Genomic DNA, 25,897 nt, shown 5'->3' on the forward strand with positions numbered 1-25,897 from the left:
CGAAGGGAGAGTGCCACCATGCCGTCAGACCAGTCCGTGAATGCCCTGCTCGATACCCTGAGCCGCCGCGCCGACCGCGACCGCGAGGTATCGGTCGCCGACGTGGTCTCGGATATCGGGGACCGCGGCATCGGCCCTCTGCTCTTCGTGCCGGCGCTTCTGGTGCTCTCTCCGCTTGGGGCGATCCCGGTGGTGCCAAGCCTCTTCGCGGTGGCGCTCTTCCTGATCGCGGTGCAGAGCCTGTTCGGTGAAAGCCGCATCTGGCTGCCGCAGGTGGTCCGCGAGCGCGCGGTGGAAGAGGACAGCATACGCCAGGCCACCAAGCGGCTGCGGCCCTGGGCGGACAGGCTGGATCGCCTCTTCGGGCCGCGCCTGAAGGCGCTGACGACCCGACCGGTGCAGAAGGCGGCGGCGGCGCTCGCGGCAATCCTGTGCCTGAGCGTGCCGCCGCTCGAGCTGGTGCCGTTCGCGGCGCTGGTGCCGATGCTGGCGATCGCGCTTCTTGGCCTCGCGATCACGCTGAATGACGGGATTCTCATGGCCGTGGCGCTGACCGGCGCCGGCGTGGCCTTGATCGGCAGTGTCTGGCTGCTGATATCAGGTTGAAGACCCGCTGCTATCGCTTAACCGCGCCCGACATGCCATGTCATCGAAAGACCAGAGCAGGACGAAGGACACACATATGCTCCGCATTCTCACCGCCGCGCTGACCGCGCTGATGCTGACCGCGCTGCCGGCGGCGGCACAGCAGCTCTCGCTGAACACCTTGTCGAACTATCTCAATTCGATCCAGTCCGCAGAGAGCCCGTTCACCCAGATCAACAGCGACGGCTCGATCTCGACCGGAAAGATCCTGATCAAGCGCCCGGGCAAGGTGCGGTTCGAGTACAACCCACCGGAGCAGGCGCTGGTGCTGGCGTGGTCGGGGGCGGTGTATGTCTTCGACAGGAAGGTCGGCGGCCAGCCCGAAACCTATCCGCTCAACCAGACGCCGCTGTCGATCATTCTCGACCGCAACGTGAACCTCGCGCAGGCGGGGATGGTGACCGGGCACCAGTATGACGGCACCGCCACCATCGTCACCGCGCAGGATCCGAAGCGGCCGGAATACGGCTCGATCCAGATGAAGTTCACCGGCAACCCGGTGGAACTGCGTCAATGGGTGATCCGCGACGGCAATGGCAGCACCACCACCGTGGTGTTGGGCGGGCTCGAGAAGACCAGCCTGCCCAACAGCGTGTTCGACGTGAACCGGGTGCGCTGACGGCACCCCGGGGGCCGCGTGGCGCTCAGCGCGCCGCGCGGCAGTTCGCCAGCTGGACCTCGTAGACCACCGCGCGGTTGCCGACATCGTCGGCGACCCGCAGCAGCCAGGCCTTGTTGTTGTAGGTGCCGCGCCGGAAGCCACCGCGCCCTTCGTGATAGGCGAGGTACTGGTTGCGGGCATCGCGCATGCTGATGCCGAGGCTGCGTGCGGTCTCGGCCATGTACCAGCCCATGAAATCGGTCGCGTCACGGATGTTGTCGCGACGGGCGCGGCGGGTGCCGGTTGATTCGAGGTACTCGTCCCAGGTGCCGTCGAGTGCCTGGCTGTAGCCGAAGGCCGAGCTCTGCCGTCCGTAGGGGATCACCCCCAGCGAATAGCGAAACGGGGTCCGGGCATCGGACTTGAACTTGCTTTCCTGGTAGATCGTCGCCATCTGGACGTGCACGGGCACGCCCCATTTGCGCTCGGCGGCGCGGAATGCGCGGGTGTAGTGTGGGCGCTCCTTGAGGATCGCGCAGGCATCCTCGAGGTTATTGGGCGACCGCCCGCTGCCACCGCCCCCGCAGGACGCGGCCAACAATACGATCACCAACGCGCGAAGCCATCTGCTCATCTGCCTCTCGCTTTTTATGTTGTTTTATGTTTCTTGCCTCGCTCCAGTTTAGCCGATCGGCGGCCGGGTGGGAATCACAATTCCGATGGGAGCTAGGGCCAGCGGTGTCGTGCCGGTGTGTTTCGCCCCGGGATGCGAGCTCGCCTCATCTGCCGGAATTGTTCACTGTCTGACCGGTGTTCACAGAGTGTTTCCGCGATAAATGCCGGTGAAGTTGGACAACTTGCCACGAAAATGTCAAAACTCGGACCAAGAGGTCTTTATGCACACACAGCGCGCCAAATATCATCTCGGCCAGGTCGTCCGGCATCGCAAGCACCCGTTTCGCGGCGTGGTGTTCGATGTCGATCCCGAGTTCAGCAACACCGAGGAGTGGTACGAAGCGATTCCCGAGGACGCGCGCCCGGTGAAGGATCAGCCGTTTTACCACCTGCTGGCCGAGAACGATCAGAGCTTCTACGTGGCCTATGTCTCGGAGCAGAACCTTGTCGCGGATTACTCCGGCGAGCCGGTGGACCATCCCGACATTCCCGATCTTTTCGGGGCGTTCGAAGACGGCAGCTACGCGCTTCACTTCCAGATGAACTGAGCCGGGCCGGGCGTCTGCCCGGACCTTGCGGCGGATGGGTTTCGAGGCGGCCTTGGCCGCCTCTTTTCATTTGCGCGGGTTTCAGGCCGCGGCGCGCACCAGGTCGAGGAACTGTGCCACCTGCTCGGGGCTCAGCGACCAGTCGCAGACGAGGCGCGCCACGGCGAGCGACTCGTCGGGGCCGTCTTCGCTGTCCCACAGGTGGTAGTCGGCACCTTGCGCCATCACTGCGCGATGGGCCCCGCGCGACATCTCGAAGAACACCATGTTGGCGTGGGTGTCGTTGACGATGCGCAGTCCGGCGCCTTTCAACCCCTGCACCAGCTGGTCGCAGCGCGCGTTGGCGCGGCTGGCGAGGTCGTGCCAGAGGGTGTCGGTCAGGTAGGCGTCCATCTGTGCCGCGAGGTAGCGGTGCTTGGAGAACAGCAACGCCCCGCGCTTGCGGCGGTATTCGAACTCGGCCGCCTTTTGTTGAAGCGCTACCGCTTCGCTGCTTGAGCGCGCTGCGGTATCGAAGATCAGCACCGCTTCGACGCCCATCAGCCCGTTCTTGGTACCGCCGAAGACGCAGATGTCGACGCCCGCTTTCCAGCTCATCTCGGCAGGCGTGACGCCGAGCCTCACGGCGGCATTGGCGAAGCGTGCTCCGTCGAGATGCACCGGCAGGCCGTATTCCTTCGCAACCGATGTCAGGGCGCGCAGCTCGTCCATGGAGTAGACGTTGCCGCGTTCGGTGAGCTGGGTGATCGAGACCGGCCCGCGCTTGGGGCCGTGCACGCCGCGCGTCTCCTCGCCCTCGATGGCGGCGCGCAGGGTCTCTGGCGTCATGCGGTCACTGTCGCCCACCAGCGTGAGCTTGGCGCCGCCGGTGAAGAACTCGGGCGCGTTGCACTCGTCCTCGTGGATATGCGCGGTCGGCGAACAGAACACCGTGGCGTAGGGCGGGCAGAGGCAGGCCAGCGACAGCACGTTGGCCGCAGTGCCGGTTGGCACGAGATAGACCGCCGCCTCGGGCGCCTCGAAGAGGTCGCGCAGGCGCCGGGTCACCGAAAGCGTCAGATCATCGGCACCGTAGCCGGCCACGTGGCCTGCGTTGGCGCGGGTCATCGCCTCGAGCACCTGCGGCGGCACCGGGCCGGAATTGTCGGAGGCAAAGAACATCAGACGGGCTCCTCGATGATGTGGTCTTCCCAGTCGTCCTCGTCGATCTCGAACTCCGGCACGGTGCGGTCGCGCATCGACACGCCGGCCTGGTGGACGGTCTCGGGATCGCCCGAGATCAGGGGGTGCCAGTCGAAGAGCGGCTCGCCGGCCCAGAGCAGGCGGTAGGCGCAGGTCTGCGGCATCCAGTAGGCGTGCTCATCGATGTTGGAGGGCTTCAGGACGATGCATTCCGGAACGAACTGGTGCCGGATCGGGTATTGCGCGCAGCGGCAGGTGCCGTCGTCGAACAGGCGGCAGGCGACATCGGTCAGCGCGACCTCGCCGCTTTCCTCGTCCTCGAGCTTGTTCAGGCAGCACTTGCCGCAGCCGTCGCAAAGCGCCTCCCACTCGCGCTCGGAGAGGTCCTTGAGGGCCTTGGTCTCCCAGAAGCGCGGTGCGAGGCCGCTGCGGTCGATGGGATCGCTCATAGCGCCTCCAGGATGTCGCGGGCGCGGGCACAGTCGGCGTCCATCTGCTCGATCAGCGCCTCGAGGCTGTCGAACTTCAGCTCCGGGCGCAGGTACTCGACCAGCCCGATGGAGAGGGTGGCGCCGTAGAGGTCACCCTTGAAGTCGAAGATGAAGGTCTCGAGATTCGGGCGGTTCTCGCCGAACATCGGGCGCACGCCGATGGAGGCGGCGCCGTGGTAATGGCCCTTGTGCTCGCCGGTGAGCACCTCGACCAGCACCGCGTAGACGCCGAGCTTCGGCGGGTGCAGCCCGTCGATCGACATGTTGGTGGTGGGATAGCCCAGCTCTCGGCCGCGCTGCTCGCCGCCGATCACCGTGCCCTCGATGCGGTGCCAATGCCCGAGCTGGGCGGCGGCGTCGCGCGGGCGGCCGTCGGTGAGCGCCTCGCGGATCGCTGTCGAGCTGACCTGCCCGCCCTCGTGTTCGAGGATCTCGGCCACGGTGACGCCAAAGCCCATCTCCTCGCCGAAGCGCCTGAGGTCTTCGACGGTGCCGGCGCGCTTGTTGCCGAAGCAGAAATCGGCGCCGACGACCACGTGCTTGAGACCCAGCCCGTCCTTGATCACCTTGCGGGCGAATTCCTCGGGGGTGAGCGCGGCGAGGGCCGCGTTGAAGTTGATCTCGTAGAGCCGCTCGATGCCGAGCTTCTCGAGCCGCGAGGCGCGCGCCTTGGCCGACATCAGCCGGAAGGGCGGCGACTCGGGGGCAAAATACTCGCGCGGATGCGGCTCGAAGGTGAGCACGCCGAGCGGCGCATCGCCGCCCGCCGCACGTGCGAGGCCGATCACCGCCTGGTGGCCGCGATGCACGCCATCGAAGTTCCCGATGGCCACGCTGGCGCCCCGGTCCTGGGGCTCGACATACTGGTAATCCCGGATGATCCGCATGAGCGAAGGCCTAGCCCCGTCCGCCGGCAGGCGCAAGATGGGGCGGTGCGGGGAGGGGGGATCAGGGCGGGATTGGCTGGGTGGTTGGGCGCCGCCGTGTCATCGCAGGTGGTGGAGCGTTGCGGCGCGGAATCAAGGCCGCAGGCCGCCGCGCATCGCCGGACCGCCCCCCGGGCCGGCGATTTGGTGATACCAAGGCTGAGTGTCGAGGCCTTTCGGACTTGGCAGGGATAAATCGAGAGGTTCAGAGCCTTGGATCGCCGCCCCGCGGTCCGGCGATGCGCGGCGGCGCCCCCAGGCGGCGAACGCCCCCGCCGTCACCTCACCCGTAATCGCGTTCCCCGAAGATCGCCGAGCCGACCCGAACGTGAGTCGCGCCGAGCGAGATCGCCTGCTCGAAATCCGAGGACATGCCCATCGACAGCCCCTCGAGTCCGTTGCGCTCGGCGATCTTGGCCAGCAGCGCGAAATGCAGCGAGGGGGTTTCCTCGACGGGGGGGATGCACATCAGCCCCTTGAGCGGCAGGTCGAGCTCGCGCACCTCCTTGATGAAGGCATCTGCATCCGCCGGCAGGATTCCCGCCTTCTGCGGCTCCTCGCCGGTGTTGACCTGCACGAAGAGATCCGGGCAGTGGCCCATCTCCTGCGCCAGCCGCGCCAGCGTGTTGGCGAGCTTCGGCCGGTCGACCGCGTGGATCGCCGAGAACAGCTCCATCGCCTGTCGCGCCTTGTTGGTCTGCAGCGGTCCGATCAGGTGCACGTCGACACCGTCGAAACGCTCCTTCAGCGCCGGCCACTTGCCCTGCGCCTCCTGCACCTTGTTCTCGCCGAAGAGCCGGTGGCCCTGCTCGAGCACCGCCTCGACGCGCTCGATCGGCTGCACCTTGCTCACCGCGATCAGCTGCACCGAGCCTTCAGGCCGTCCGGCCTTTGCCTCGGCCTTGGCCACGCGCTCGCGGATGTCGGTCAGTCCCATGGTTCGTCTCCCCACGCCTCGATGAAGGGTTGCAACTCGCGCTCGTGTTTTCGCCAGGCCTGCGCCGAGCCGGTATAGATCGGCTGGCGCGCCTGGCTGACGCTGAGCGTCTTCACGGCGCCGCTCTTGTTCTTGTGGAAATCGAGGCAGGCGTCCTGCCAGTCAAGCCCCGCCGCCGCGATCAGCGCCCGAGATTGCGGCTCGGGATCGGCGACCAGCGCCTCGTAGCGGATCTCGTGCACCACGCCGGGCAGGGCCTGTTTCCAATGCGCGACGAAGCCGCGGAAGCGCTTGATGGCATGGGCGATGTCGGCGAGATCGTTGCCGTAGCGGTGGCTGCCGGTGTTGAAATAGTTCTTGTAGATCGACAGCGCGATGTCGCGCGGGTCGCGCTGCACCACCACGAAGCGCGCCTGCGGCAGGGCGCGGTGGAGCAGGCCGATGATCAGGTAGGAGAGAATCGACTTGTCGGTGATCACCCGGCTGTCGCCGGGCACGTCGCGCCGGGCCAGCGTGGTGTAGCGCCGAGCGAAGGCCTCGATCTTGGCGGCGTCAGTGATCGGGCGCATCTGCTCGCCGGCGCCGAAAGTGCCATAGGCGAGCTTCAGCGCCAGCCCGAGCTCGTTGCCGGCGCTCACCTCGCTATGGGCCGCGAGGATTCGCTCGACCAGCGTGGTGCCCGAGCGCGGCATGCCGGTGACAAAGACCGGGCGGGGGCTCAGGGCCTCAGAAGAGGGCAGGACGGGAAGGTCGTCCTGCGCGGCGCGCACGGTGGCGAACTCGCGATCCTGTGCGGCGTTGTCGAAGGGCGCGGCCTTGCGTTGCAGGGCGTTGGCGCGGTCGACGCAGGCAAAGCCCTTTTCGGGCGCGCCGGTCTCGTCGAGCGCCTTGCCGAGCGCGTAGCTCAGCTGGATGCGGGCGGGCTCTGGCAGATCCTTGCGGGCCCAGAGCTTTTCCATCGCGGGCAGCAGCGGATCGCCCTTGGCGAGCTTCTTTCCGCCAAGAAAGATGCGATAGAGCTGCGCCTCGTTGGGGTGCTGCTTGAGCAGTTTGCGGAAGATCTTCTCGGCCTCGTCGAAGCGTCCGAGATGCTGCAGGTAATGCGCCTTGTCCGCCTGCGCACCAAGCGTGTTGCCCGGGGCGGCGATCAGCCGGTCATAGGCGGCGAGCGCCTCATTGCTGGCGCCGAGATGGCGGAATCGCTCGGCGGCGTGTCGGGTGAGCTGAGGATTGCCGGGGGCAAGTTTCACTGCCTTGCGCAGCTGGGCGAGGCAGGTCTCGCGGTCGCCCTCTTCAAAGGCGATGCGCGACAGCTGGTACGGGATGTCCGCGCGCTTGGGGTCGGCGAGGGCGAGTTGTTGCAGGGCGCCGCGGGCCTTGGCGAGCCGGCCTTGTGCCATGTCGCTGGCGGCCTGTTTCATCAGCCGGGCCTTGGTGTCGGCGGAGAGCGGCAGCATTGCGGGCACCTTTCGGTCGGACAAAAAGAAAAGAGCGGGCTTTTGCCCGCTCTTCCCTTATCCCAATCTCAGAGGAGATTAGAAGGACATGCTGAGACCCAGCGAGTAGTTGTCGAAGTCGTCGTCGGAGCCGGCGTCCGGATCGACGTCCGAGTAGCCGTAGCCGAAGCGAGCCGAGAGACCGCCGCCGAGGTCGTAGGTGGCGGCGAGGCCGAAGCCGGACAGCTTGTCGTCGTCCTGGGTGTACTCACCGTAGTTCACGCCGACTGCGATGGCGTTCATCTCGTAGCCGAAGCCGATGCCCCAGTGCTGGATGTCGTCCGCGTCGTCGATCGACATGTCGGTGTAGGTCAGGCCAGCCGAGAAGCCGTTTCCGAAGCCACCGGTTGCTGCGATCGAGGTCACGTCTGCGACTTCGTCCAGGGTCTGGTAGCCGAGGCCGACGGTCAGGTCGACGGTCGACACCTGGCCGGAGTACGAAACACCGAGGGCCCAGATGGTGTCGCCGATGTCCTCATCACCGATTTCTGCGTCGGCGCCATCAGCAACCTGCTCGAGCGATGCCGAGAAGGTGAAGGCGTCGTAGGCGTAGTCGAGACGAGCGATCTGGCCGTCACCGAAGCCGTCGAGCGAGAGGCCGACACCGTCGTTGATGACGCTGTAGTCGCCGTCGCCGTCGGAGTCGCTGAAGCCGTCAGCGTGGTTGAAGCCGAGGTGGGTGGTCTCGTCGTCGTTCAGCGAGCCGCCTGCGAGCGCCAGTTCCGGCACGCGAGCGTCGAGAGCGCCGTCGGTGTCACCCATGGTGAAGGTCGCGCCACCGTAGGAGATGAAGATCGCTTCGCCGCCCTGGACGTTCGGGCTCTCGAAACGGCCCGGCTCGCCGCGGTCAGCAGCTTCGTCGAGGTCGATGGTGGCGCCGAAGGTCAGGCCGTTGTCAGCTTCGCCGGACAGGGTGAAACGGATGTCCATGTCGGTGAAGAACTGGGTTTCGCCCATTTCCAGGCCGTCTTCGCCGTCGGAGACTGCCGGTGCGTAGATACCCATTTCGGCGTTACCGGTCAGGGCGATTTCTGCCGAGGCGACGCCTGCGGTTGCAACCAGCGCGGTGGTAGCAAACAGAATGCTTTTCATTGTTTCCCTCATGTGTTCGTAAGGCACGTACCAATCCGGGTAGCCCGGCCTTGATGGGCTTTCTATGCGCCTTCGGACCCTTCGTTTGCAACTCTGCGCTGGACGCCCCGGGCAACAAGCAAATCAGTGATGCGCAATTGCCACAACGCTGTCGGGCAGCCCGGCGCGCGTGCCCCGAGGCGTCCTTTGTCTAAGGCATTCGCGGCTTGTCGCGCGCCCGGTGCCCGAGTATGCAGGTGCGCAAAGACGAGACGGGCAGGAGCTTGAGCAGATGAGATTTATGCGAACGGCGACAGGTGCCATCCTGACGGGCGGGCTGCTGCTTCTGTCTGGGTGCGGCACGGTGAACAGCTGGTTCGACGGTCAGGGGTCCGACACGCGCAATGTGCCGCCGGGCAATGCCGAGACCTCGCAGGAGATCATCGAGCAGGAGATCTACGGCCGCGAGGGGCAGCCCGATTCCACCATCTGGGACATTTTCGGCGCGCGCGAGGATGCCGGCAAGGTCGGTGCGGTGAACCGCTATATCTGGAATGCCTCGCTCGACGTGCTGGATTTCCTTCCGGTCGACTCGGTCGATCCGTTCACCGGCGTGATCACCACCGGCTACGGCACGCCGCCGGGTGGCGGCGGCACATATCGCGCAACGATCTACATCTCGGACCCGGCGCTCGACGCGCGCTCGCTCAATGTCGCGCTGATGACGCGCTCGGGCCCGGTCGATGGCGCAACCATGCGCGCGGTCGAGGATGCCATCCTGACCCGCGCCCGTCAGCTGCGCGCACGCGACAACGACCTCTGAGGCGCCAAAGAAAAGGCGCGGACCCATGGCCCGCGCCCGATCTGCGTGAGGTCATCGGCGAGGCCCCAAGGCCCCGCCCGGCGACTCAGCTCTCCTTGCCGACATTCTCCGCAAAGGCCGTCTCGAAGGCGGCCTTCTTGCTGTCATCCGCCGGTGTCTGGTGCATCTGCTTCCAGTCGTCATAGGGCATGCCGTAGAAGATCTCGCGCGCATCTTCCTTGCCCATGTCGATGCCGCGCTCGGCGGCGGCCTCCTGGTACCAGCGCGACAGGCAGTTGCGGCAGAAGCCGGCGAGATTCATCAAGTCGATGTTCTGCACGTCCTGCCGGTCTTCCATCAGGTGCTTGCGCAGCCGGCGGAAGGCGGCGGCCTCGAGCTCGATTCGGGTCTGGTCGTCCATGGAGTCCTCCGTCGTCATCAGGTTGTCGTCATGAGATGGGCGTCTGCCCGGATATGTGGGGTCACTCGGGCACTTCGTCGAGGGCGGCCTGAAGATGCGGCGCGAGTCGTCCGCCCCAGTGGCGCTGCTGCGCCTCGGTCTCGATCAGGTCGTTGCGAACTTCGATCAGCGTGTTGACCCGGCCATGCCGCAGCGCGTGCTGGTCGATGGCATCGCCGGGCAGGTGGCCGGGGTAGGGCTGGTTGCGGCCCACGGTGAGGTCGGGCTCCTGTTCGAGCCGGGCGATCAGCGGATCGGACAGCCGCGCGTCCCACGCGTGCAGGATGCCCACGTGCCACGGCCGGGTGGGGCGGCCGCGCAGCTGGCGGGTAAAGGAGTGCACCGACACGATCGCCACCTCGCCGCGCGACGCCGCCAGCAGCTCGAGTGCGGCATGGTAGGGGCGGTGATAGGCGTTGAGCCGGCGCGCCTTCTCTTCCTCGTCGGCGTGGCGGTTGCCGGGAATGATCGAGCCGTCATAAAGCCGCATCAGCAGGGTGGGGTCGTCTTCGCCGCGGTTCGGGTCGATGACGAGGCGCGAGAAATCCGCCCAGACCAGCGGCGAGTCGAGCGCCTCGGCCAAGGCGCGCGCCGTTCCAAGAGCGCCTACATCATAGGCAATATGGCGCGCCATGTCGGCCTCGGGCAGGCCAAGGGTTCCCCCCAGATCGGGCGGCACGGTATTGGTCGCATGATCGCAGGTGACCAGAAAGCGCCCTTTCCGGCCTTCTCCCTCTATCTGGTATGGTGTGTAGGTCATGGCAGCCGTCTTGTTCGCACCCGTCCGTTTAGAGCAGTTGCGCCATGAAGGGAATTGCGCAATACCGCGGGTAAGAGAGCGTTAGCGGTAACTGGTTTAAGGCAGAACAATTGGCGGCACCGCCGCAGGGAGACGGAAAATGAGACGTTTGCGCAAAGTGAAGATCGTGGCCACGCTTGGCCCGGCGAGCAACACCTACGAGATGATCCGCACCCTGCACGAGGCCGGGGCTGACGTGTTTCGTCTCAACATGAGCCACGGCACCCACGAAGACATCACCAAGCTGCACCGCGCCATCCGGCAGGTCGAGAAGGATCTCGACAGCCCGATCGCCATCCTTGCCGACCTGCAGGGCCCGAAGCTCCGCGTCGGCGAGTTCGAGAACGGCGAGGAAGAGCTCGAGTGGGGCGAGACCTTCCGCCTCGATCTCGACAAGGCGCCGGGCACCAAGAAACGCGTCTGCCTGCCGCACCCGGAGATCTTCCAGGCGCTCGGCGTCGGCGCGCATCTTCTGGTCAATGACGGCAAGATCCGCCTGCGGGTGGAAGAATGCGGCGAGGATTTCGCCAACTGCATCGTCGAGGCGGGCGGCACGATCTCCAATCGCAAGGGCGTCAACGTGCCAGATGTGGTGCTGCCGCTGGCGGCGCTGTCCGAGAAGGATCGCAAGGATCTGGAATTTGCCGCGGCGCTCGGGGTCGACTGGCTGGCGCTGAGCTTCGTGCAGCGCCCCGAGGATGTGGAAGAGGCGCGCAAGCTCTGCGACGGTCGCGCCGCGATCCTGTCGAAGATCGAGAAGCCGTCGGCGGTGAAGAGCTTCGACGCCATTCTCGAGGCTTCCGACGGCATCATGGTGGCGCGCGGCGATCTTGGCGTCGAGCTGCCGGTGCAGGCGGTGCCGCCAATCCAGAAGCGCCTGATCCGCAAGTGCCGCGCCGCCGGCAAGCCGGTGATCGTCGCGACCCAGATGCTCGAATCGATGATCGAGAGCCCGATGCCCACCCGCGCCGAGGTCTCCGATGTGGCGACCGCGATCTACGAGGGCTCCGACGCGGTGATGCTGTCGGCGGAATCGGCCGCCGGCCAGTATCCGGTCGAGGCGGTAACGACGATGAACAACGTCGCCGTCGGCGTCGAGCAGGACAGCACCTATACCGAGGTGATCGAGGCAAGCCGTAACATCGAGAAGACCGGCGTGGCCGACGGCATCGTCGCCGCCGCGCGCGAGATCGCCGAGTCGGCCAACATCAAGGTGATCTGCTGCTTCACCTCCTCGGGCACCACGGTGGCCAAGGTGGCGCGCGAGCGTCCGCGGGTGCCGATCATCGCCATGACCTCGCTGCGCGGCACCGCCCGCCGCCTGTCGCTGACATGGGGCGTGAACTGCGTCATGACCGGCGAGCTCGAGCGCTTCAAGCAAGCGGTGGTCAACGCCGCCCGCGCCGCACGGGCGCAGGGCTATGCTGGCTCCGAGGACCAGATCGTGGTGACCGCCGGCGTGCCGTTCAACATGCCCGGCACCACCAACATTCTGCGCGTCGCGCCCTGCGACGAGCGCCTGATCTACTCCACCGACCCGGAGTGATCCGGTCACGCGGCGAATCGCAGGGCCCCCGCGTCTCGAGACGCGGGGGCCTTTCGCTTTTTGGGCGCCCCGATCGTGCAGCGGCTGCGCGACAGCGCCCTTGGGGCGTGCTAGCCTGCGCCGCATGACCCCGGACCAACTGCTTGTTCTCGGACTGTTTCTTGCCTGCTGCGCCGTGCTTGCGCTGTTCTCGGCCTATGCCGACAGCCGCCGGCCCTATGTCGGGAGCGTGCTTGCGCTGGCGTCGCTGGCGGTGCTGCTGCACGGCAATACCCGCCAGCCGGGCGGCTACGATCCGCGCGATGTGCCAGATGCCGTCTATGGTGTCATCGCCGATGTCGTGCGATAGCCAGCGCGGACGGATGCCGCGCCCCGGCAGCACCGTGATTCCCGCTTGCATCGAAGCCCCGTCGCGCCTATGAGGGCGCCTCTTACCGCGCGTCCGGCCATCAGTGGCATGCCGAGTCGCGCGTTCACCGCAGAACGTCAAGGAGACGGAAATGCCCAAGATGAAGACAAAATCGAGCGCCAAGAAGCGCTTCAAGGTGACCGGCACCGGCAAGGTTGTCGCAGGTCAGGCCGGCAAGCGCCACGGCATGATCAAACGCACCACGAAGTTCATCCGCGACGCTCGCGGCACCACCACGCTGTCGGCACCCGACGCGAAAATCGTCAAGGGCTACATGCCCTACGACCGCTGATAGGAGGCTAGACACATGGCACGAGTCAAAGGTGGTACCGTCACCCACGCCCGTCACAAGAAGGTTCTCGATCAGGCGAAAGGCTACTACGGCCGTCGCAAGAACACCTTCAAGGTTGCCGCACAGGCCGTCGACAAGGCGAACCAGTACGCGACCCGCGACCGCAAGAACCGCAAGCGCAACTTCCGCGCCCTGTGGATCCAGCGTATCAACGCAGCCGTCCGCGCGCATGACGAGGCTCTGACCTACTCGAAGTTCATCAACGGTCTGACCAAGGCCGGCATCGAGGTCGACCGCAAGGTCCTCGCAGACCTCGCCGTTCACGAGCCCGAAGCTTTCGGCGCGATCGTGGATCAGGCCAAGGGTGCTCTGGCCGCGTAAGCGACCACTCCTTCGAGATCGAAAAAGACCGCGTCCGGGGCTCCGGGCGCGGTTTTTTCATGTCCCAAGGTCAGCTTGGCGGGATCAGCGGGCGAGCGTTGCCTCGGCCGGCTCCGCCTCGCAGGGGGCCTCCGGCTCGATCCGGCCGCGCCGCGCAAGCCAGCGTGCCAGCAGCGCCACGCCGAGAGCCCAGGCGGCGCCAAGGCTCCATCCCGCCAGCACGTCAGAGGGCCAGTGCACCCCGAGATAGACCCGGCTGGTGCCCACGAGCGCCGCCAGGAGCGCCGCCATGATCACCAGGAAGGCACGGATCCGGCGGCGTTTCTCGGTGCGGACCAGCATCACCGCAAGCGTCAGGTAGGTCACCGCCGCCATCATCGAATGCCCCGAGGGGAACGAGGCGGTGGCCACGTCGACCCCGTGCGGCACCAGGTCGGGGCGCGGGCGCGAAAAGGCGAACTTGGCGAAATGCGACAGCAGCTGGCCGCCCAGCACGGCACAGAGCACGAAGAGCGCCGAGGCGCGCGCACCGCGCAGGATGAGGTAGGCCAGCACCGCCGCGGTCATCAGCGTCAGGATGGTGACGCCGCCAAGCGCGGTCAGGTCGCGCATCGCGACCTCGACCTGCGGCCCCCCGATCGGGTTGGTCGGGTCTCCGGGCGTGCGCAGCGCCAGCAGCACCGCCTCGTCGAAGGCGTGCAGGTCGCCCTCGAGCATCTCGGCGGCCAGCGCCACGAAGCCCCAGAGTGCGCCGGCGACCACGACGATGCCAAGCAGGGTCATCGCTTCCATGCGGCGGGTGAGGGCGGCGATCGGGGCGGGCAGCTGCATTCTGGTCTCCTTGGCGGTGCCGGCCACAAGCTGGGGCGCGCGCGGCAGGAGACAAGCGCTGGCGACCCGTCGAGGACTCGAACCCCGAACCTGCTGATTAGAAGTCAGCTGCTCTATCCAGTTGAGCTAACGGGCCGTGCGCCCGCCCGTTCTAGCCGCAAGAGAAGGGCCACGCAATCGGCCTTGGCGCCCGGGTTTTGCCCCTGTGACTTGCGTCTTTCCACCGGCCCGGCTAGGTGACGGGCAACTCCTGGATACGAGGGTGCCGAGATGGATGATCTGCGCGAAAAGTACATCGAGCTGATTGGGGCTGCTGCCGATGAGGCGGCGCTCGAAGACCTGCGCGTGCAGGCGGTCGGCAAGAAGGGCGAGATCAGCCTGCAGATGCGCAGCCTTGGCAAGATGAGCCCGGAAGAGCGCCAGATCATGGGCCCAAAGCTCAACGCGCTGAAGGACGAGATCAACAGCGCGCTGGCCGCCAAGAAGGCGGCGCTGGCCGATGCCGCGCTGAACGAGCGCCTTCAGTCCGAATGGCTCGACGTGACGCTGCCGGGCCGGACCCGCCGCCAGGGCTCGATACACCCGGTGAGCCAGGTCTGGGAAGAATGCACCGCGATCTTCGCCGACATGGGCTTCTCGGTGGCCGAAGGGCCGCAGATCGAGAAGGACTGGTACAATTTCGACGCGCTCAACATCCCCGGCCACCACCCGGCGCGCGCCGAGATGGACACGTTCTACATGAACCGTGCCGAGGGCGACGAGCGCCCGCCGCATGTGCTGCGCACCCACACCTCGCCGGTGCAGATCCGTTCGATGGAGGCGCAGGGCGCGCCGCTGCGCATCATCTGCCCGGGCCGCGTTTACCGCGCCGACTACGACCAGACCCACACGCCGATGTTCCACCAGGTCGAGGGCCTCGCCATCGACAAGAACATCTCCATGGCGAACCTGAAATGGGTGCTGGAAGAGTTCTTCTCGGCCTATTTCGGCACCACGGTAAAGACCCGCTTCCGCGCCTCGCACTTCCCCTTCACCGAGCCGTCGGCCGAGGTCGACATCCAGTGCCAGTGGAAGGACGGCTCGGTCGTGGTGGGCGAGGGCGACGACTGGCTCGAGGTTCTGGGCTCGGGCATGGTGCACCCCAAGGTGCTGGCCGCCGGCGGCATCGATCCCGACGAATGGCAGGGCTTTGCCTTCGGCATGGGCATCGACCGCATCGCGATGCTGAAATACGGTATCCCCGACCTGCGCGCCTTCTTCGACAGCGACCTGCGCTGGCTGCGCCATTACGGCTTCGCCTCGCTCGACGTGCCGACGATCCGCGGCGGCCTGTCGCGCTGAACCGACTGGCCATCGCGGACACGGGATCTAAGGTCGGGAGGATGCCTCCCGACGATAGGACCGAACCGCGATGAAGCTCTTCAATCACGCCAACCGACAGCGCAACGCCGACACGCGGCGGGTCTACGCGCTGTTCGAGATCGCCCACACGCTTGTCGATTTCGGCGCGGCCGTGTGCTTCACCATCGGTTCGGTGCTGTTCTTCTGGCCGAAATACGAGACCCCGGCGGTCTGGCTCTTCACCGTGGGCTCGGTGCTGTTCATGGCCAAGCCGACGCTGCGGCTGTCGCGGGAGATCAAGCTCTACCGCATGGGCAAGCTCGACACGCTGGCCGAGCGCGCCGAGAACGACTGATCCCGCGGCTGACCGGGATCAAGGCAACGACTCTCTCAGGCTGGTACAATCCACGATTATGAGCGTGGAGGAGACCATGAACAGCATCGTCATGAAAGACCGTCTGCAGACGGACGCGAGCCCGGAACCGACCCCGAATGACTTCCGCATCCGCTGGAGCCTCGAGCCCTTCGCCGCCACCGACATGGTGGATGCGTGGCTCGACCTCGGCAGCGAAATGCAAAGCTTCTATGCCGACCGCATCCGCGCCGACGTGGAAACCCAGCACGAGATCCTGCACAGCCGCAGCCCGGCGGAGCTTGCGCGCATTCAGGCGGCGTTCTTCCGTCGGGCGGTGTCGGATTACCGGGCGCATATGGGGCGCGTGACCGAGATCCTCGATCACTGCTGGTTCCCGCGCGCCGGTCAGCCGAAGACGTAGCGCCCCGGGGCCGCGCAAAGCGAGGGCAGGGGGGCCGCCTCGACGTGGCGGCGCTCGGAGGAGTGCCGCTCCAGCCACTCGGTCCATTCCGGCCACCACGAGCCCTCGCGGACGGCATGCGCCTTGATCCACAGATCGGGATCGGTGGCATGGCCGGGGACCGGGCCCGCGCGGAAGTGCCGCCGGGGGTGCCCGGGCTCGGAGACGATGCCGGCATTGTGCCCGCCACTGGTCAGCACGAAGGTGTTTTCGCCGTCCGCGAAGCGGGTGATCTTCCAGGCCGAACGCCACGGTGCCACGTGGTCGCGCTCGGTGCCGACGGCAAACACCGGTACCTCGATATCCTCGAGCGAGATCGGGCGCCCGTCGACGCTGTATTGCCCCAGCGCCAGGCGGTTCTCGAGGAAGAGCTTGCGCAGGTACTCGGCATGCATCCGTGCGGGCATCCGCGTGGCATCGGCGTTCCACGCCATCAGGTCGTTCATGCTGCCGCGTTCGCCAAGGAGGTACTCGCGGATCGTACGCGACCAGATGAGGTCGTTCGAGCGCAGCATCTGGAAGGCGCCGGCCATCTGGTCGGATTTCAGGTAGCCCTGCTCGGCCATGATGTCCTCGAGGAAGGCGACCTGGCTGTCGTCGATGAAGAGGGTGATCTCTCCGGCCTCGGTGAAATCCACCTGCGCGGCGAGCAGGGTCAGCGAGGCCAGTCGCGCATCGCCATCGCGCGCCATGGCGGCGGCGGCGATCGAGAGCAGCGTGCCGCCGAGGCAATAGCCGGCGGCGTGGATCTTCTGCCCTGGCACGGCGCGCTCGATCACCTCGAGCGCGTCGAAGATGCCGAGCCGCACGTAATCCTCGAGCCCCAGGTCGGCGTCCTCCTCGCCGGGGTTCAGCCACGAGATCATGTAGACCTCGATGCCTTGGTCGAGCAGGAAACGCACCATCGAGTTATGCGCCGACAGGTCGAGGATGTAGTATTTCATGATCCAGGCGGGCACGATCAGCAGCGGCTCGGCCTGCACGCTCTCGGTGGTCGGGCGGTAGCGGATCAGCTCGATCAGACGGTTGCGATAGACCACCTCGCCCGGCGTGGTCGCGAGGGTCTCGCCGACCTTGAACCCGCCGGTCTCGGGCGGGGCGCCCTCGGCGTCACGGGCGAAATCCTCCATCCAGTTGCGCAGCCCGCGCAGCAGGTTGGCGCCGTGCTCTTCTCGGGTCCGGTCGAGCACCACCGGGTTGGTCGCGGCGTAATTCGACGGCGCCAGCATGTCGAGCGTCTGGCGGGTGGCGAAATTGACGATCTGTGCGTGGCGCGGGGCCATGCCCTGCACACCGCGTGTGGCGGCATCCCACCAGTCCTCGGTAAGCAGGAACCACTGCGCGAGGAGATTGTAGGGCGCGCGCTGCCATTCCTTGTCGCGGAAGCGCTTGTCGGCGGCCATCGCATCGCAGCTTTCCGAGGCCGGGCGCAACGGGCAGCTGACCGCCGCCTGAACCGCCTTGGCGGCGTTGGCCACGGCGCGCTCGTGCAGCTCGGCCTGCTTGGCGGGAGATCCCGCCAGATGCGCCGCCCAGTCGAACCACGCGGTGGCCAGCCCCATGGGGGAGAGCCCCCCGGTCAGGCTGCCAAGTGCCGCGTGATAGGAGCGGTCAATGGCATCATGCGCTTGGGTCTCCCGGACGGGGACGGCGACGGCGGGGGTGATGGGGCCAGCATGTTCCATGCCCCCGGGGTCTCACGATCCGGCGCGGGCCGCCTTGATCCGGCGCAAGGTCGACCGTGACGTTGCGTCCTTTTCCAAGACTTTTCGGTGTGTTGGCGGAAACACTCCGGCAGCGGGGCGCGCCGGGGCGCTCAGGCCGCCTGCTCCGCCGGGTGCGGGCGCAGCCGTCCCGCGCCCCAGGCGCTCAGTGCCACCATGACAGCCGCGGTGCCGAGGCAGAGCGGCAGCCCGCCGAGCTGGTAGCTCGCGCCCGACAGCACCGTGCCCAGAAGCCGCCCGGCGGCGTTGGCCATGTAATAAAAGCCCACGTCCATGGTGACGCGGTCATCCTCGGTGAAGGCGAGGATCAGGTAGGAGTGCAGCGACGAGTTCACCGCGAAGATCGCCCCGAAGACCAGCAGGCCCAGCACGAGCGTCACGGTCAGCCACGGCGCGGGCGCGCCGGCCAGCGCCACCAGCAGCGCCAGCAGCGCGGGCACCACGAAAAGCGCGAGCGCCCAGTGCCGGGCGTCGCCGATCAGCGCCGCTTCGCCGCGTTGGCGCGCCCGGAGCAGCCGGGGTGCGGCCGCCTGCACGGCGCCGTAGAGGATGATCCACACCGCCATGAACGTGCCGATGGTGAAGAAGGCCACGCGGTTGCCTGCCTCGGTGCCGTCCGACAGCACGGCGTAGAAATAGATCGGGATGCCGACCACGAACCACACGTCGCGGGCGCCGAACAGGAAGACCCGCGCAAAGCTCAGCCAGTTCACGTTGCGGTTCTTCGAGATCACCTCGCGGAACTTGGCGTCCTTGCGACCGGTGGGCAGACCCTTGGGCATACGCAGCGCCACCGCCACGAGGATCACCGCGAGCACCGCCGCCATGGCGAGCACCGAGGGCACGAACCCTGCCAGCGCCAGCAGCGCCGCGCCGAGCAGGAAGCCCAGCCCCTTCACCGCGTTCTTCGACCCGGTGAGCGCCGCGACCCAGCGGAAGAGCCCGTCCTCGCCCTTGGGCGCCAGCAGCTTCACCGCTGATTTCGACGACATCTTGGCAAGGTCCTTGGCGACGCCCGAGGCCCCCTGCACCAGCATCACGAAGGCCACCGAAACTCCGATCGCCCACGACGGATCGAGCTGCGCCAGCGCCAGCAGTGCCAGAACCTGCAGGCTCAGCCCGGCATAGAGCGTCGAGGTCAGCCCGAACCGCGCCGCGATCCAGCCCGCGGAGAGGTTGGTGATCACGCCGGCGATCTCGTAGAGCACGAAAAGATAGGCCAGCTGCACCGGCGAGAAGCCGAGCGTGTGGAAATGCAGCAGCACCAGCATGCGCAGCGCGCCGTCGGTGAGCATGAAGGCCCAATAGGCGGCGGTGACGGCAATATAGGCCGCGAGCGGCCTCTCGGAGGCGTCGGTGGTCATGATGCGGATCTTTCCGGTGCGATCTGTCACGCGCGTGCTAGCGCAGGCGCGTGACGAGGGCGTGTCAGAGCGAGGCGGCGACCATCTGCGCCACGTCGGCAAGGCGGTGGGCGTAGCCCCACTCGTTGTCATACCAGGCATAGACCTTGAGCTGGGTGCCATTGACCACCATCGTCGATGGCGCGTCGATGATTCCCGAGCGTGCATCGTTGACGTAGTCGCAGCTCACCAGCGGGCGGGTCTCGTAGCCCAGGATGCCCTCGAGCGGGCCTGTGGCGGCGGCCTCGAAGAGGGCGTTGACCTCCTCGACGGTGGTCTCGCGCTCGAGCTCGAACACGCAGTCGGTGAGCGAGGCGTTGAGCAGAGGCACGCGGACGGCGTGGCCGTTCAGCTTGCCGGTGAGCTCGGGATAGATCAGCGTGATCGCGGTGGCGCTGCCGGTGGTGGTCGGGATCAGCGAGTTCAGCGCCGAGCGGGCACGGCGCAGATCCTTGGCGGGGCGGTCGACGATGGTCTGGGTGTTGGTCACGTCGTGGATCGTGGTGATCATGCCGTGCCGGATGCCGAGATTTTCGTGCACGACCTTCACCACCGGCGCGAGGCAGTTGGTGGTGCAGCTTGCCGCCGTCACGATGTGGTGCCGCGCCGGGTCGTAGGCGTCGTTGTTGACGCCGTAGACGATATTGGCGGTCGGGCCGTCCTTCACCGGGGCCGAGACCACCACCTTCTTAACGCCGGCGGCGAAATAGGGGGCGAGCTTGGCCTCGGTCTTGAACACGCCGGTGCAGTCGATGACGACGTCCACGCCCTCGAGCGGCAGGTCCTCGAGCCGCTTTTCGCCATGCACCGGAAGGCGGGTGCCGTTGATGCTGATGCTGTCGGCGTCATGCGAAAAGGCCGCGTCCCAGCGCCCGTGCACGGTGTCGAATTCAAGAAGATGCGCGTGCATCTGCGGGTCGCCCACCGCGTCGTTGATCCACGCGATGTTCGCGCCCGTCTCGAGAAGCGGGCGCAGGGCGAGCTTGCCGATGCGGCCAAGCCCGTTCAGTGCGTAGGTGGTCATCAGGCGTGGTCCTCGGTTTCGGGGTTGCCGATCTCGTCGACGGCCTTTTGCAGCGAGATCCGGTCGAGCGTGTCGAGCGGCAGGGCGGTGAAGGCCGAGAGCCGGTGCTTGAGCATGCCGAAGACCTGCTGGAAGGCGAGGCTCTTCTCGGCCTCGGTGCCGGTGGCCTTGACCGGGTCGGGCAGGCCCCAGTGGGCGCTGATCGGCTGGCCGGCCCAGGCCGGACATTCCTCGTTCGCGGCGCGGTCGCAGACGGTGAAGACGAAGTCGAGCTTCGGTGCGTCGGGGCCCTGGAACTCCGAGATGTTCTTGGACCGGAGGCCCGCGGTGTCGAACCCCTTGTCGTGCAGCGTGGCGAGAGCGATCGGGTTGAGCTCGGAATAGGGCCGGGTGCCCGCCGAGAAGGCGTTGAAGCGGTCGCCCGCAAGGTGGCGCAGCAGCGTCTCCGCGATGATCGAGCGGGCGGAGTTGCCGGTGCAGATGAAGAGCACGTTGTATTTTCCGTCGGACATGGCTGGTCCTCCTTGCAGGCTGGCAAACGCCTCGGGCGGGCAGAGATCTGGCCGCCCCCGGCAACAGTCGTTGAACAGGAAGCCCACGAGTCCGCGCAGCGCGGCGATGTTCGCCCGGTAGAGCAGCGAGCGCCCGGACCGGGTCTGGGTGATCAGGCCGGCCTCGCGCAGGGCCGAGAGGTAGACCGAGGCGGTGCTGGCCTTGAGCCCCAGAACCTCGGTGATCTCGCCTGCCGGCAGCGCGTCGGGGTAACGCCGCATGAGCAGGCGGAACACGTCCATCCGCTGGGGGTGGCTGAGGGTGCTGAGCTGTTCGAATCGTATCACTTCCATATTTCATGAATTATGAAAGTGTTTCGAATTGAGCAAGTGAAGTATTGATGACACGGGCTGGAAGGCTGATCGGCGCGCGGACGCCCGGCGGACACGACGCGCCTGAAAGGTCTTCTCGCTTGAGCCGCACGAAGCGCGCACCCTGACCTCGACGCCACGAGCGACGCCGTTGCCGCAGGGGGCTTCATGACGTGAAGCGCGCCCGACACGCGGGCGCGCTGGCCTCAGCCCTGTTTGCCGCTCATCCGCGCGTGATGCAGCGCCGCGACCGCGCAGGAGGCGAGGCGGCTCATGTCGTCGTCGGAGCGGCTGTTGAGGATGATCGGCACCCGCGCGCCCAGCACCAGCCCCGCCGCCTCGGCATGTGAGATGTAGGTCAGCTGCTTGGCCAGCATGTTGCCGGCGTCGAGATTGGGCACCACGAGGATCTCGGCCTGTCCCGCCACGTCCGAGGTGATGCCCTTGGTGCGCGCCGCAGCGATGTCGACGGCGTTGTCCATCGCCAGCGGGCCATCCACCAGACCGCCGGTGATCTGCCCGCGATCGGCCATCTTCGACAGCAGCGCCGCGTCGATCGAGGAGGGGATGTCGGGATTCACCGTCTCGGTGGCCGAGAGCACCCCGACCTTGGGCTGCTCGATGCCGAGCGAGATCGCGAGGTCGATGGCGTTCTGGGTGATGTCGACCTTGGTCTTGAGATCGGGGGCGATGTTGATCGCGGCGTCGCTGACCAGCAGCGGGTGCGGCTGGCCCGGCACGTCCATCACGAAGATATGGGTGAAACGCCGCCCCATGCGCAGCCCGGTCTGCTTGTCGAGGATCGGCCGCAGCAGCATGTCGGTGTGCAGGTGGCCCTTCATGATCGCCTCGGCGCGGCCCTCGTGCACCAGCTCCACCGCCTTGCGCGCGGCGTTGCGGTGCAGCGGTTCGTGCAGGATCTCGACCCCGTCGAGGGTCACGCCCATGGCCGAGGCGACCTCGGCAATCTTGTCGGTGTCGCCGATCAGGATCGGCTCGATCAGGGTGTGATCGCGGGCCTTGAGCGCGCCGCCGAGCGAGTTGGGCTCCTCGGGGCAGACCACGGCGGTCTTCAGTGCCGCGAGCGGCTCGGCGCGCTTCAGCAGCTTCTCGAAATGGCGGTGGCGCTGCACCACGAGGCCGGGCAGATCGTGGCTGTTGTAGCTGACCTTGCGGCGCGGAGCGAGCACCTCGGCCGCGCCCGACAGGACCAGCGCCCCATCGCCGAGGCGGCGCACTTCGGTGGCCAGCGTCACCGTGGTCTCGCGCTCGTTCTTGTCGGTCACGGTGACGCCGATCACCAGCTCGTCGCCGGCGAAGACACGGGCGTGGAACTGGGCGTTCTGGGCGCGGTAAAGCGCGCCGGCGCCGGGCAGCACATTGCCCAGCACCGCCCCGAGCAGCGCGCCGATGAACGAGCCCGGGGCCATCGCCTCGGGGCGGCCGTCGCCATCACCGTCCTGATCGAAGATGTGCAGCGGATTGTGGTTGCCCGAGACGTTGGCATAGACCAGCAGGTCGTCGGCGGTGATGAGGCGGTTCAGCTCCGCCTTGTCGCCCACCTTGAGTTCGTCGAAGGTGCGGTTCTCGATCAGCATTTGGGTCTCCGGCTGTTCACGGGCCTGCCACCGGGCGGCGCGCGGGGCAGGTCTTCCGGTCACAGCTATAGACCCTTTGTGCAACGCGTCCACGACCCCCTGCCTGCGTCCGCTCGCCGCACTGCGGCAACCGATGCGGATCAATGCGTTGCGACGGGTGCGACGATGAAAATCCGGGCAGGTGCTGTCAGCCGAGATACTCCGCGATCAGGGGCGCCAGCGCGGCGGCGGTCTCGTCATGGGCCAGCGGGCCCACGAGTTCGGCGGCGGCGCTGGCCTCGAAATCGCTGAACACCAGACCCGGCGCCCCGGTATGGCGGGCTTCCTCGCTTTGCGGCATCTCGATCAGTCCGATGGCGCGCGGACGCAGCGCGTCGAGCATGGTGCGGTCGATGAGCAGCGGCCCGCCCTCGAGCGAGGTGTCGGGCGCGTCGGGTGGGCGGTGCTCAGACAGCCACAGCAGCAGCACCCGGCCCCGGAGCAGGGTGAGCAGGTGCTTCATCCGTGCCAGCCAGGCCTGCCGCAACTCGCCCGCGATCTCGTCAAAGCGGTCTTCCGAGATCTCTCGTAGCCGGCCGAGCAGGTGCCGGTTGAAGTGGAATTCGGTGAAATCGACCTCCGGGTAGAGGGTCTGAAGCCGCTCGGAAGCGCGCAGGAAGCGATCGTTGCGTCGCGGATGCACACCGTAATACCGGTTCGACATGTTCTGCGCTCCCATGATCTGCATGACGCAGAGGTCGGCGCGTTCGGCCACGTGCAGCACCCCCGGGTCGTGCAGGTAGAGGTCGAGCCCCGCATTCACCACCCCGAGATTGATGCAGGTCGTGTCCGTCCGGCGCTCGATCAGCGCGGGAAAGGGCGCTTCGATGAAGCGGCCATAGGTTTCGGTGCCGCCGAGGAACGCCACGTAGGGCGCATCGAGCGGCCGCCGCGGCCCGCGGAACAACACCCGCGAACGGCCATAGCGGCACGGAAAATAGTCCAGCGCCCCCGGCGCCGTCATAGCGAAGGTCATGTCTCCCACCTTGGTTCGTTCTCACCCGGGGAAGAGCCTCGGACAGCGGAGTTGAGATTCTGCTAAAGCGAAAAAGCCCGACAAATCCGGCCCACCCGCCTTGCGGCGGGTCGAGGCGCATGCCTATGTTTGGCGCGCAAACGAAAGGGTTATGGGCGATGGATATCAGCAAGATCGGTGTTGTGGGTGCGGGCCAGATGGGCAACGGCATCGCGCACGTGATGGCTCTCGCGGGATACGAGGTCCGGCTTTCGGATGTCAGCCCCGAGGCGCTCGACAAGGCCATGACCCTGATCGCCGCCAACATGGATCGCCAGGTCAGCCGGGGCAAGATCGCCCAGGAAGACCGCGACGGCGCGCTGAGCCGGATCTCGTCGACGCTCGACATCGCCGAGATCGGCCAGACCGATCTGGTGATCGAGGCCGCGACCGAGCAGGAGACGGTGAAGCAGAAGATCTTCGACAGCCTCGCGCCGCACCTGCTGCCGCACACCATCCTGACCTCGAATACGTCGTCGATCTCGATCACCCGGCTGGCCTCGCGCACCGACCGCCCCGAGAAGTTCCTCGGCTTCCACTTCATGAATCCGGTGCCGGTGATGCAGCTGGTCGAGCTGATCCGCGGCATCGCCACCGATCAGGAGACCTACCAGGCCTGCATGAAGGTGGTCGAGAACCTTGGCAAGACCGCCGCCAGCGCCGAGGATTTCCCGGCCTTCATCGTGAACCGGATCCTGGTGCCGATGATCAACGAGGCGGTCTACACGCTCTATGAAGGCGTGGGCAACGTGCGCTCCATTGACATGGCGATGAAGCTTGGCGCCAACCATCCTATGGGGCCGCTGGAACTGGCGGATTTCATCGGGCTCGACACCTGCCTCGCGATCATGAACGTTCTGCACGACGGGCTGGCCGACACCAAGTACCGGCCCTGCCCGCTGCTGACCAAGTATGTCGAGGCAGGCTGGCTCGGTCGCAAGACCAAGCGCGGCTTCTACGATTATCGCGGCGAGGAGCCGGTGCCGACGCGCTGACGCGGACAAAGATTTTTCGTTCGAAAAATCTTTTCCGGTGGCGGGATCAGAAAATTCGTACGAATTTTCTGCGGCGGCTCAGAGCTCTGTCCGCAGGCGAAGCGTCGCGTCGCGCAGCCAGGCGACGAACTCGCGCTGCTTGCCGTTCCACGCCTGCACCGTGTCGGGGGTGATCGGCTTTCCGACCACCGGCTTCTGCGGCCGGCCGCAGGCATGCATCACCTCGTGGATCAGCAGCCCCTGCCGCAGGGTTGGCGAGACCCGGTTGGCGATCTGGTAGGCGCGGCTGTTCTGACCGGGGAAGTAGATCGGGACCACCGTGGCGCCCGAACGCTGGATCATCTTCGCGGTGAACGGGTTCCAGACGGCCTCGATCGCGGGCCCGAGCAGCGATTGCGAGGCCGCCACGACCCCCGAGGGAAACAGCGCGATCACGCCGCCGCCCTTGAGGTGGTCCATGGCCCGGGCGCGCATCTCGAGGCTCTGCTCGCGGGCGCTTTCCTCGTGCGGGAAGGGCACCGGGATCATGAATTCCTCGATCTCCTTCACTCCGGTCAGCAGCGAGCGGGTGAGGATGCGGTAATCGGTGCGCACCCGACCGATCAGGTCGGCGAGAATCATGCCGTCGACCAGCCCGTGCGGGTGGTTCGCGACGACCACGACAGGCCCGTCCTTGGGGATGCGCGCGATCTGCTCGGCAGGGGTGTCGAGGCGGATGCGCATGTGACCCAGCGCGTGGCGCCAGAATTCCTGCCCGTCGGGGATGCCGGCGCGCTCGACCTTGCGCACAAGCCGGATCAAGGGGATCTTGCCGGTGGCCCATTCCAGCGCGCGGATGGTGTTGGCCTTCCACGGGTTGGTGAAAGTATTGGCATAGCTGAGCTTGCGCTTGTCGTAGGGAGCGTGCAGCGGGCGCGTGACGCCGCCCTGACCGGCCGTGGCCTGATAGCTCTCAACCATGTGCCCGCCTTGTTCCGTCTTCCTGCGC

Annotated in this window: 29 protein-coding genes and 1 tRNA gene; 12 read left to right on the top strand and 18 right to left on the bottom strand. The window is 66.7% G+C overall.

Annotated features, from left to right (window positions below; all coding sequences use genetic code 11):
• Window positions 1–18: 18 nt before the first annotated feature.
• Together JF542_RS13935 and JF542_RS13940 are read left to right on the top strand one after the other, a co-directional pair.
• Entirely contained in the window at window positions 19–606 is a 588-nt protein-coding gene (locus JF542_RS13935; protein WP_207076280.1) for an exopolysaccharide biosynthesis protein, read from the top strand.
• A gap of 76 nt (window positions 607–682) precedes the next feature.
• A complete protein-coding gene (locus tag JF542_RS13940; RefSeq protein WP_007796829.1) occupies window positions 683–1,264 on the top strand; it encodes a LolA family protein in 582 nt (193 codons plus the stop codon).
• A 25-nt stretch (window positions 1,265–1,289) separates the two neighbouring features.
• On the opposite strand, the gene JF542_RS13945 is transcribed toward JF542_RS13940, so the two are convergent.
• Window positions 1,290–1,880, bottom strand: a complete 591-nt coding sequence (locus tag JF542_RS13945) for a transglycosylase SLT domain-containing protein (RefSeq protein ID WP_007796826.1) — start codon at window positions 1,878–1,880, stop codon at window positions 1,290–1,292.
• A gap of 262 nt (window positions 1,881–2,142) precedes the next feature.
• Between JF542_RS13945 and hspQ the strand changes: the two genes are divergently transcribed.
• Window positions 2,143–2,469, top strand: a complete 327-nt coding sequence (gene hspQ, locus JF542_RS13950) for a heat shock protein HspQ (protein WP_007796823.1) — start codon at window positions 2,143–2,145, stop codon at window positions 2,467–2,469.
• Window positions 2,470–2,550: 81 nt separating this feature from the next.
• On the opposite strand, the gene JF542_RS13955 is transcribed toward hspQ, so the two are convergent.
• The 6 genes from JF542_RS13955 to JF542_RS13980 all read right to left on the bottom strand — a co-directional run bounded on the left by JF542_RS13955 (window position 2,551) and on the right by JF542_RS13980 (window position 8,593).
• A complete protein-coding gene (locus JF542_RS13955; RefSeq protein WP_207076281.1) occupies window positions 2,551–3,630 on the bottom strand; it encodes a threonine aldolase family protein in 1,080 nt (359 codons plus the stop codon).
• A complete protein-coding gene (locus JF542_RS13960) occupies window positions 3,630–4,100 on the bottom strand; it encodes a YcgN family cysteine cluster protein (protein WP_007796815.1) in 471 nt (156 codons plus the stop codon). Before JF542_RS13960 ends, JF542_RS13955 begins: the two co-directional genes overlap by 1 nt.
• Window positions 4,097–5,029 carry a bifunctional riboflavin kinase/FAD synthetase gene (locus JF542_RS13965; protein WP_007796810.1) on the bottom strand — a complete coding sequence of 311 codons (933 nt, stop codon included), beginning with the start codon at window positions 5,027–5,029 and terminating at the stop codon, window positions 4,097–4,099. The genes JF542_RS13960 and JF542_RS13965 overlap by 4 nt, the downstream gene beginning before the upstream one ends.
• Before the next feature lie 322 nt (window positions 5,030–5,351).
• Window positions 5,352–6,005, bottom strand: coding sequence for a YggS family pyridoxal phosphate-dependent enzyme (locus tag JF542_RS13970; RefSeq protein WP_207076282.1), 654 nt, complete (start codon window positions 6,003–6,005; stop codon window positions 5,352–5,354).
• On the bottom strand, window positions 5,996–7,462 hold the full coding sequence (locus tag JF542_RS13975; RefSeq protein WP_207076283.1) for a sulfotransferase family protein: 1,467 nt from the start codon (window positions 7,460–7,462) through the stop codon (window positions 5,996–5,998). Before JF542_RS13975 ends, JF542_RS13970 begins: the two co-directional genes overlap by 10 nt.
• Window positions 7,463–7,540: 78 nt before the next feature.
• Window positions 7,541–8,593 carry a porin gene (locus tag JF542_RS13980; RefSeq protein ID WP_207076284.1) on the bottom strand — a complete coding sequence of 351 codons (1,053 nt, stop codon included), beginning with the start codon at window positions 8,591–8,593 and terminating at the stop codon, window positions 7,541–7,543.
• Between the two features lie 271 nt (window positions 8,594–8,864).
• Here JF542_RS13980 and JF542_RS13985 point away from each other — a divergent pair, with 271 nt between their 5' ends.
• Window positions 8,865–9,395, top strand: coding sequence for a DUF3576 domain-containing protein (locus JF542_RS13985; RefSeq protein ID WP_040544533.1), 531 nt, complete (start codon window positions 8,865–8,867; stop codon window positions 9,393–9,395).
• Window positions 9,396–9,480: 85 nt separating this feature from the next.
• On the opposite strand, the gene JF542_RS13990 is transcribed toward JF542_RS13985, so the two are convergent.
• Window positions 9,481–9,795, bottom strand: coding sequence for a DUF1244 domain-containing protein (locus JF542_RS13990; protein ID WP_007796794.1), 315 nt, complete (start codon window positions 9,793–9,795; stop codon window positions 9,481–9,483).
• A gap of 61 nt (window positions 9,796–9,856) precedes the next feature.
• Window positions 9,857–10,594: an N-formylglutamate amidohydrolase gene (locus tag JF542_RS13995; RefSeq protein ID WP_207076285.1), complete on the bottom strand. Its 738-nt coding sequence runs from the start codon at window positions 10,592–10,594 to the stop codon at window positions 9,857–9,859.
• A 139-nt stretch (window positions 10,595–10,733) separates the two neighbouring features.
• On the opposite strand from JF542_RS13995, the gene pyk reads away from it, so the two are divergent.
• The 4 genes from pyk (at window position 10,734) to rplT (ending at window position 13,261) form a co-directional block, all read left to right on the top strand.
• Window positions 10,734–12,179 carry a pyruvate kinase gene (gene pyk / locus JF542_RS14000; RefSeq protein WP_040544529.1) on the top strand — a complete coding sequence of 482 codons (1,446 nt, stop codon included), beginning with the start codon at window positions 10,734–10,736 and terminating at the stop codon, window positions 12,177–12,179.
• Between the two features lie 124 nt (window positions 12,180–12,303).
• Window positions 12,304–12,528 (top strand): hypothetical protein, encoded by a 225-nt coding sequence (locus JF542_RS14005; protein ID WP_207076286.1) that lies wholly within the window; start codon window positions 12,304–12,306, stop codon window positions 12,526–12,528.
• A 151-nt stretch (window positions 12,529–12,679) separates the two neighbouring features.
• Complete coding sequence (rpmI, locus tag JF542_RS14010) at window positions 12,680–12,880, top strand: 50S ribosomal protein L35 (RefSeq protein WP_007796782.1); 201 nt, start codon at window positions 12,680–12,682, stop codon at window positions 12,878–12,880.
• A 15-nt stretch (window positions 12,881–12,895) separates the two neighbouring features.
• On the top strand, window positions 12,896–13,261 hold the full coding sequence (gene rplT / locus JF542_RS14015) for a 50S ribosomal protein L20 (protein WP_007796779.1): 366 nt from the start codon (window positions 12,896–12,898) through the stop codon (window positions 13,259–13,261).
• 84 nt (window positions 13,262–13,345) lie between these two features.
• On the opposite strand, the gene JF542_RS14020 is transcribed toward rplT, so the two are convergent.
• Together JF542_RS14020 and JF542_RS14025 are read right to left on the bottom strand one after the other, a co-directional pair.
• The gene (locus JF542_RS14020; RefSeq protein ID WP_207076287.1) at window positions 13,346–14,092 is read right to left on the bottom strand and encodes a phosphatase PAP2 family protein; all 747 of its coding nucleotides are present in this window, start codon (window positions 14,090–14,092) and stop codon (window positions 13,346–13,348) included.
• Window positions 14,093–14,151: 59 nt separating this feature from the next.
• A tRNA-Arg gene (locus tag JF542_RS14025) sits at window positions 14,152–14,228 on the bottom strand.
• A gap of 134 nt (window positions 14,229–14,362) precedes the next feature.
• Between JF542_RS14025 and pheS the strand changes: the two genes are divergently transcribed.
• From pheS to JF542_RS14040, 3 genes are all read left to right on the top strand, one after another.
• Window positions 14,363–15,433: a phenylalanine--tRNA ligase subunit alpha gene (pheS, locus tag JF542_RS14030; RefSeq protein WP_207076288.1), complete on the top strand. Its 1,071-nt coding sequence runs from the start codon at window positions 14,363–14,365 to the stop codon at window positions 15,431–15,433.
• A 70-nt stretch (window positions 15,434–15,503) separates the two neighbouring features.
• Entirely contained in the window at window positions 15,504–15,788 is a 285-nt protein-coding gene (locus JF542_RS14035) for a YrhK family protein (RefSeq protein ID WP_007796865.1), read from the top strand.
• 76 nt (window positions 15,789–15,864) lie between these two features.
• Window positions 15,865–16,209 (top strand): phasin family protein, encoded by a 345-nt coding sequence (locus tag JF542_RS14040; RefSeq protein ID WP_242533751.1) that lies wholly within the window; start codon window positions 15,865–15,867, stop codon window positions 16,207–16,209.
• On the opposite strand, the gene JF542_RS14045 is transcribed toward JF542_RS14040, so the two are convergent.
• From JF542_RS14045 to JF542_RS14070, 6 genes are all read right to left on the bottom strand, one after another.
• The gene (locus tag JF542_RS14045; RefSeq protein ID WP_207076289.1) at window positions 16,194–17,933 is read right to left on the bottom strand and encodes a PHA/PHB synthase family protein; all 1,740 of its coding nucleotides are present in this window, start codon (window positions 17,931–17,933) and stop codon (window positions 16,194–16,196) included. The genes JF542_RS14040 and JF542_RS14045 overlap by 16 nt on opposite strands.
• Window positions 17,934–18,064: 131 nt before the next feature.
• A complete protein-coding gene (gene arsJ, locus JF542_RS14050) occupies window positions 18,065–19,336 on the bottom strand; it encodes an organoarsenical effux MFS transporter ArsJ (RefSeq protein ID WP_207076290.1) in 1,272 nt (423 codons plus the stop codon).
• A gap of 64 nt (window positions 19,337–19,400) precedes the next feature.
• Window positions 19,401–20,399, bottom strand: coding sequence for an ArsJ-associated glyceraldehyde-3-phosphate dehydrogenase (locus JF542_RS14055; protein WP_207076291.1), 999 nt, complete (start codon window positions 20,397–20,399; stop codon window positions 19,401–19,403).
• Window positions 20,399–21,244 (bottom strand): arsenate reductase/protein-tyrosine-phosphatase family protein, encoded by an 846-nt coding sequence (locus JF542_RS14060; RefSeq protein ID WP_207076292.1) that lies wholly within the window; start codon window positions 21,242–21,244, stop codon window positions 20,399–20,401. The genes JF542_RS14055 and JF542_RS14060 overlap by 1 nt, the downstream gene beginning before the upstream one ends.
• A 224-nt stretch (window positions 21,245–21,468) precedes the next feature.
• Window positions 21,469–22,860, bottom strand: coding sequence for a bifunctional enoyl-CoA hydratase/phosphate acetyltransferase (locus tag JF542_RS14065; RefSeq protein ID WP_007796875.1), 1,392 nt, complete (start codon window positions 22,858–22,860; stop codon window positions 21,469–21,471).
• 187 nt (window positions 22,861–23,047) lie between these two features.
• On the bottom strand, window positions 23,048–23,875 hold the full coding sequence (locus tag JF542_RS14070; protein ID WP_040544538.1) for a DUF6473 family protein: 828 nt from the start codon (window positions 23,873–23,875) through the stop codon (window positions 23,048–23,050).
• Between the two features lie 158 nt (window positions 23,876–24,033).
• On the opposite strand from JF542_RS14070, the gene JF542_RS14075 reads away from it, so the two are divergent.
• Window positions 24,034–24,909 carry a 3-hydroxybutyryl-CoA dehydrogenase gene (locus JF542_RS14075; RefSeq protein WP_007796879.1) on the top strand — a complete coding sequence of 292 codons (876 nt, stop codon included), beginning with the start codon at window positions 24,034–24,036 and terminating at the stop codon, window positions 24,907–24,909.
• Window positions 24,910–24,987: 78 nt separating this feature from the next.
• On the opposite strand, the gene JF542_RS14080 is transcribed toward JF542_RS14075, so the two are convergent.
• Window positions 24,988–25,869, bottom strand: a complete 882-nt coding sequence (locus tag JF542_RS14080; protein WP_007796882.1) for a lysophospholipid acyltransferase family protein — start codon at window positions 25,867–25,869, stop codon at window positions 24,988–24,990.
• Window positions 25,870–25,897 lie beyond the last annotated feature (28 nt).

Origin of the sequence: Salipiger bermudensis, from assembly GCF_017309175.1 — a bacterium.
Taxonomy (GTDB): domain Bacteria; phylum Pseudomonadota; class Alphaproteobacteria; order Rhodobacterales; family Rhodobacteraceae; genus Salipiger; species Salipiger bermudensis.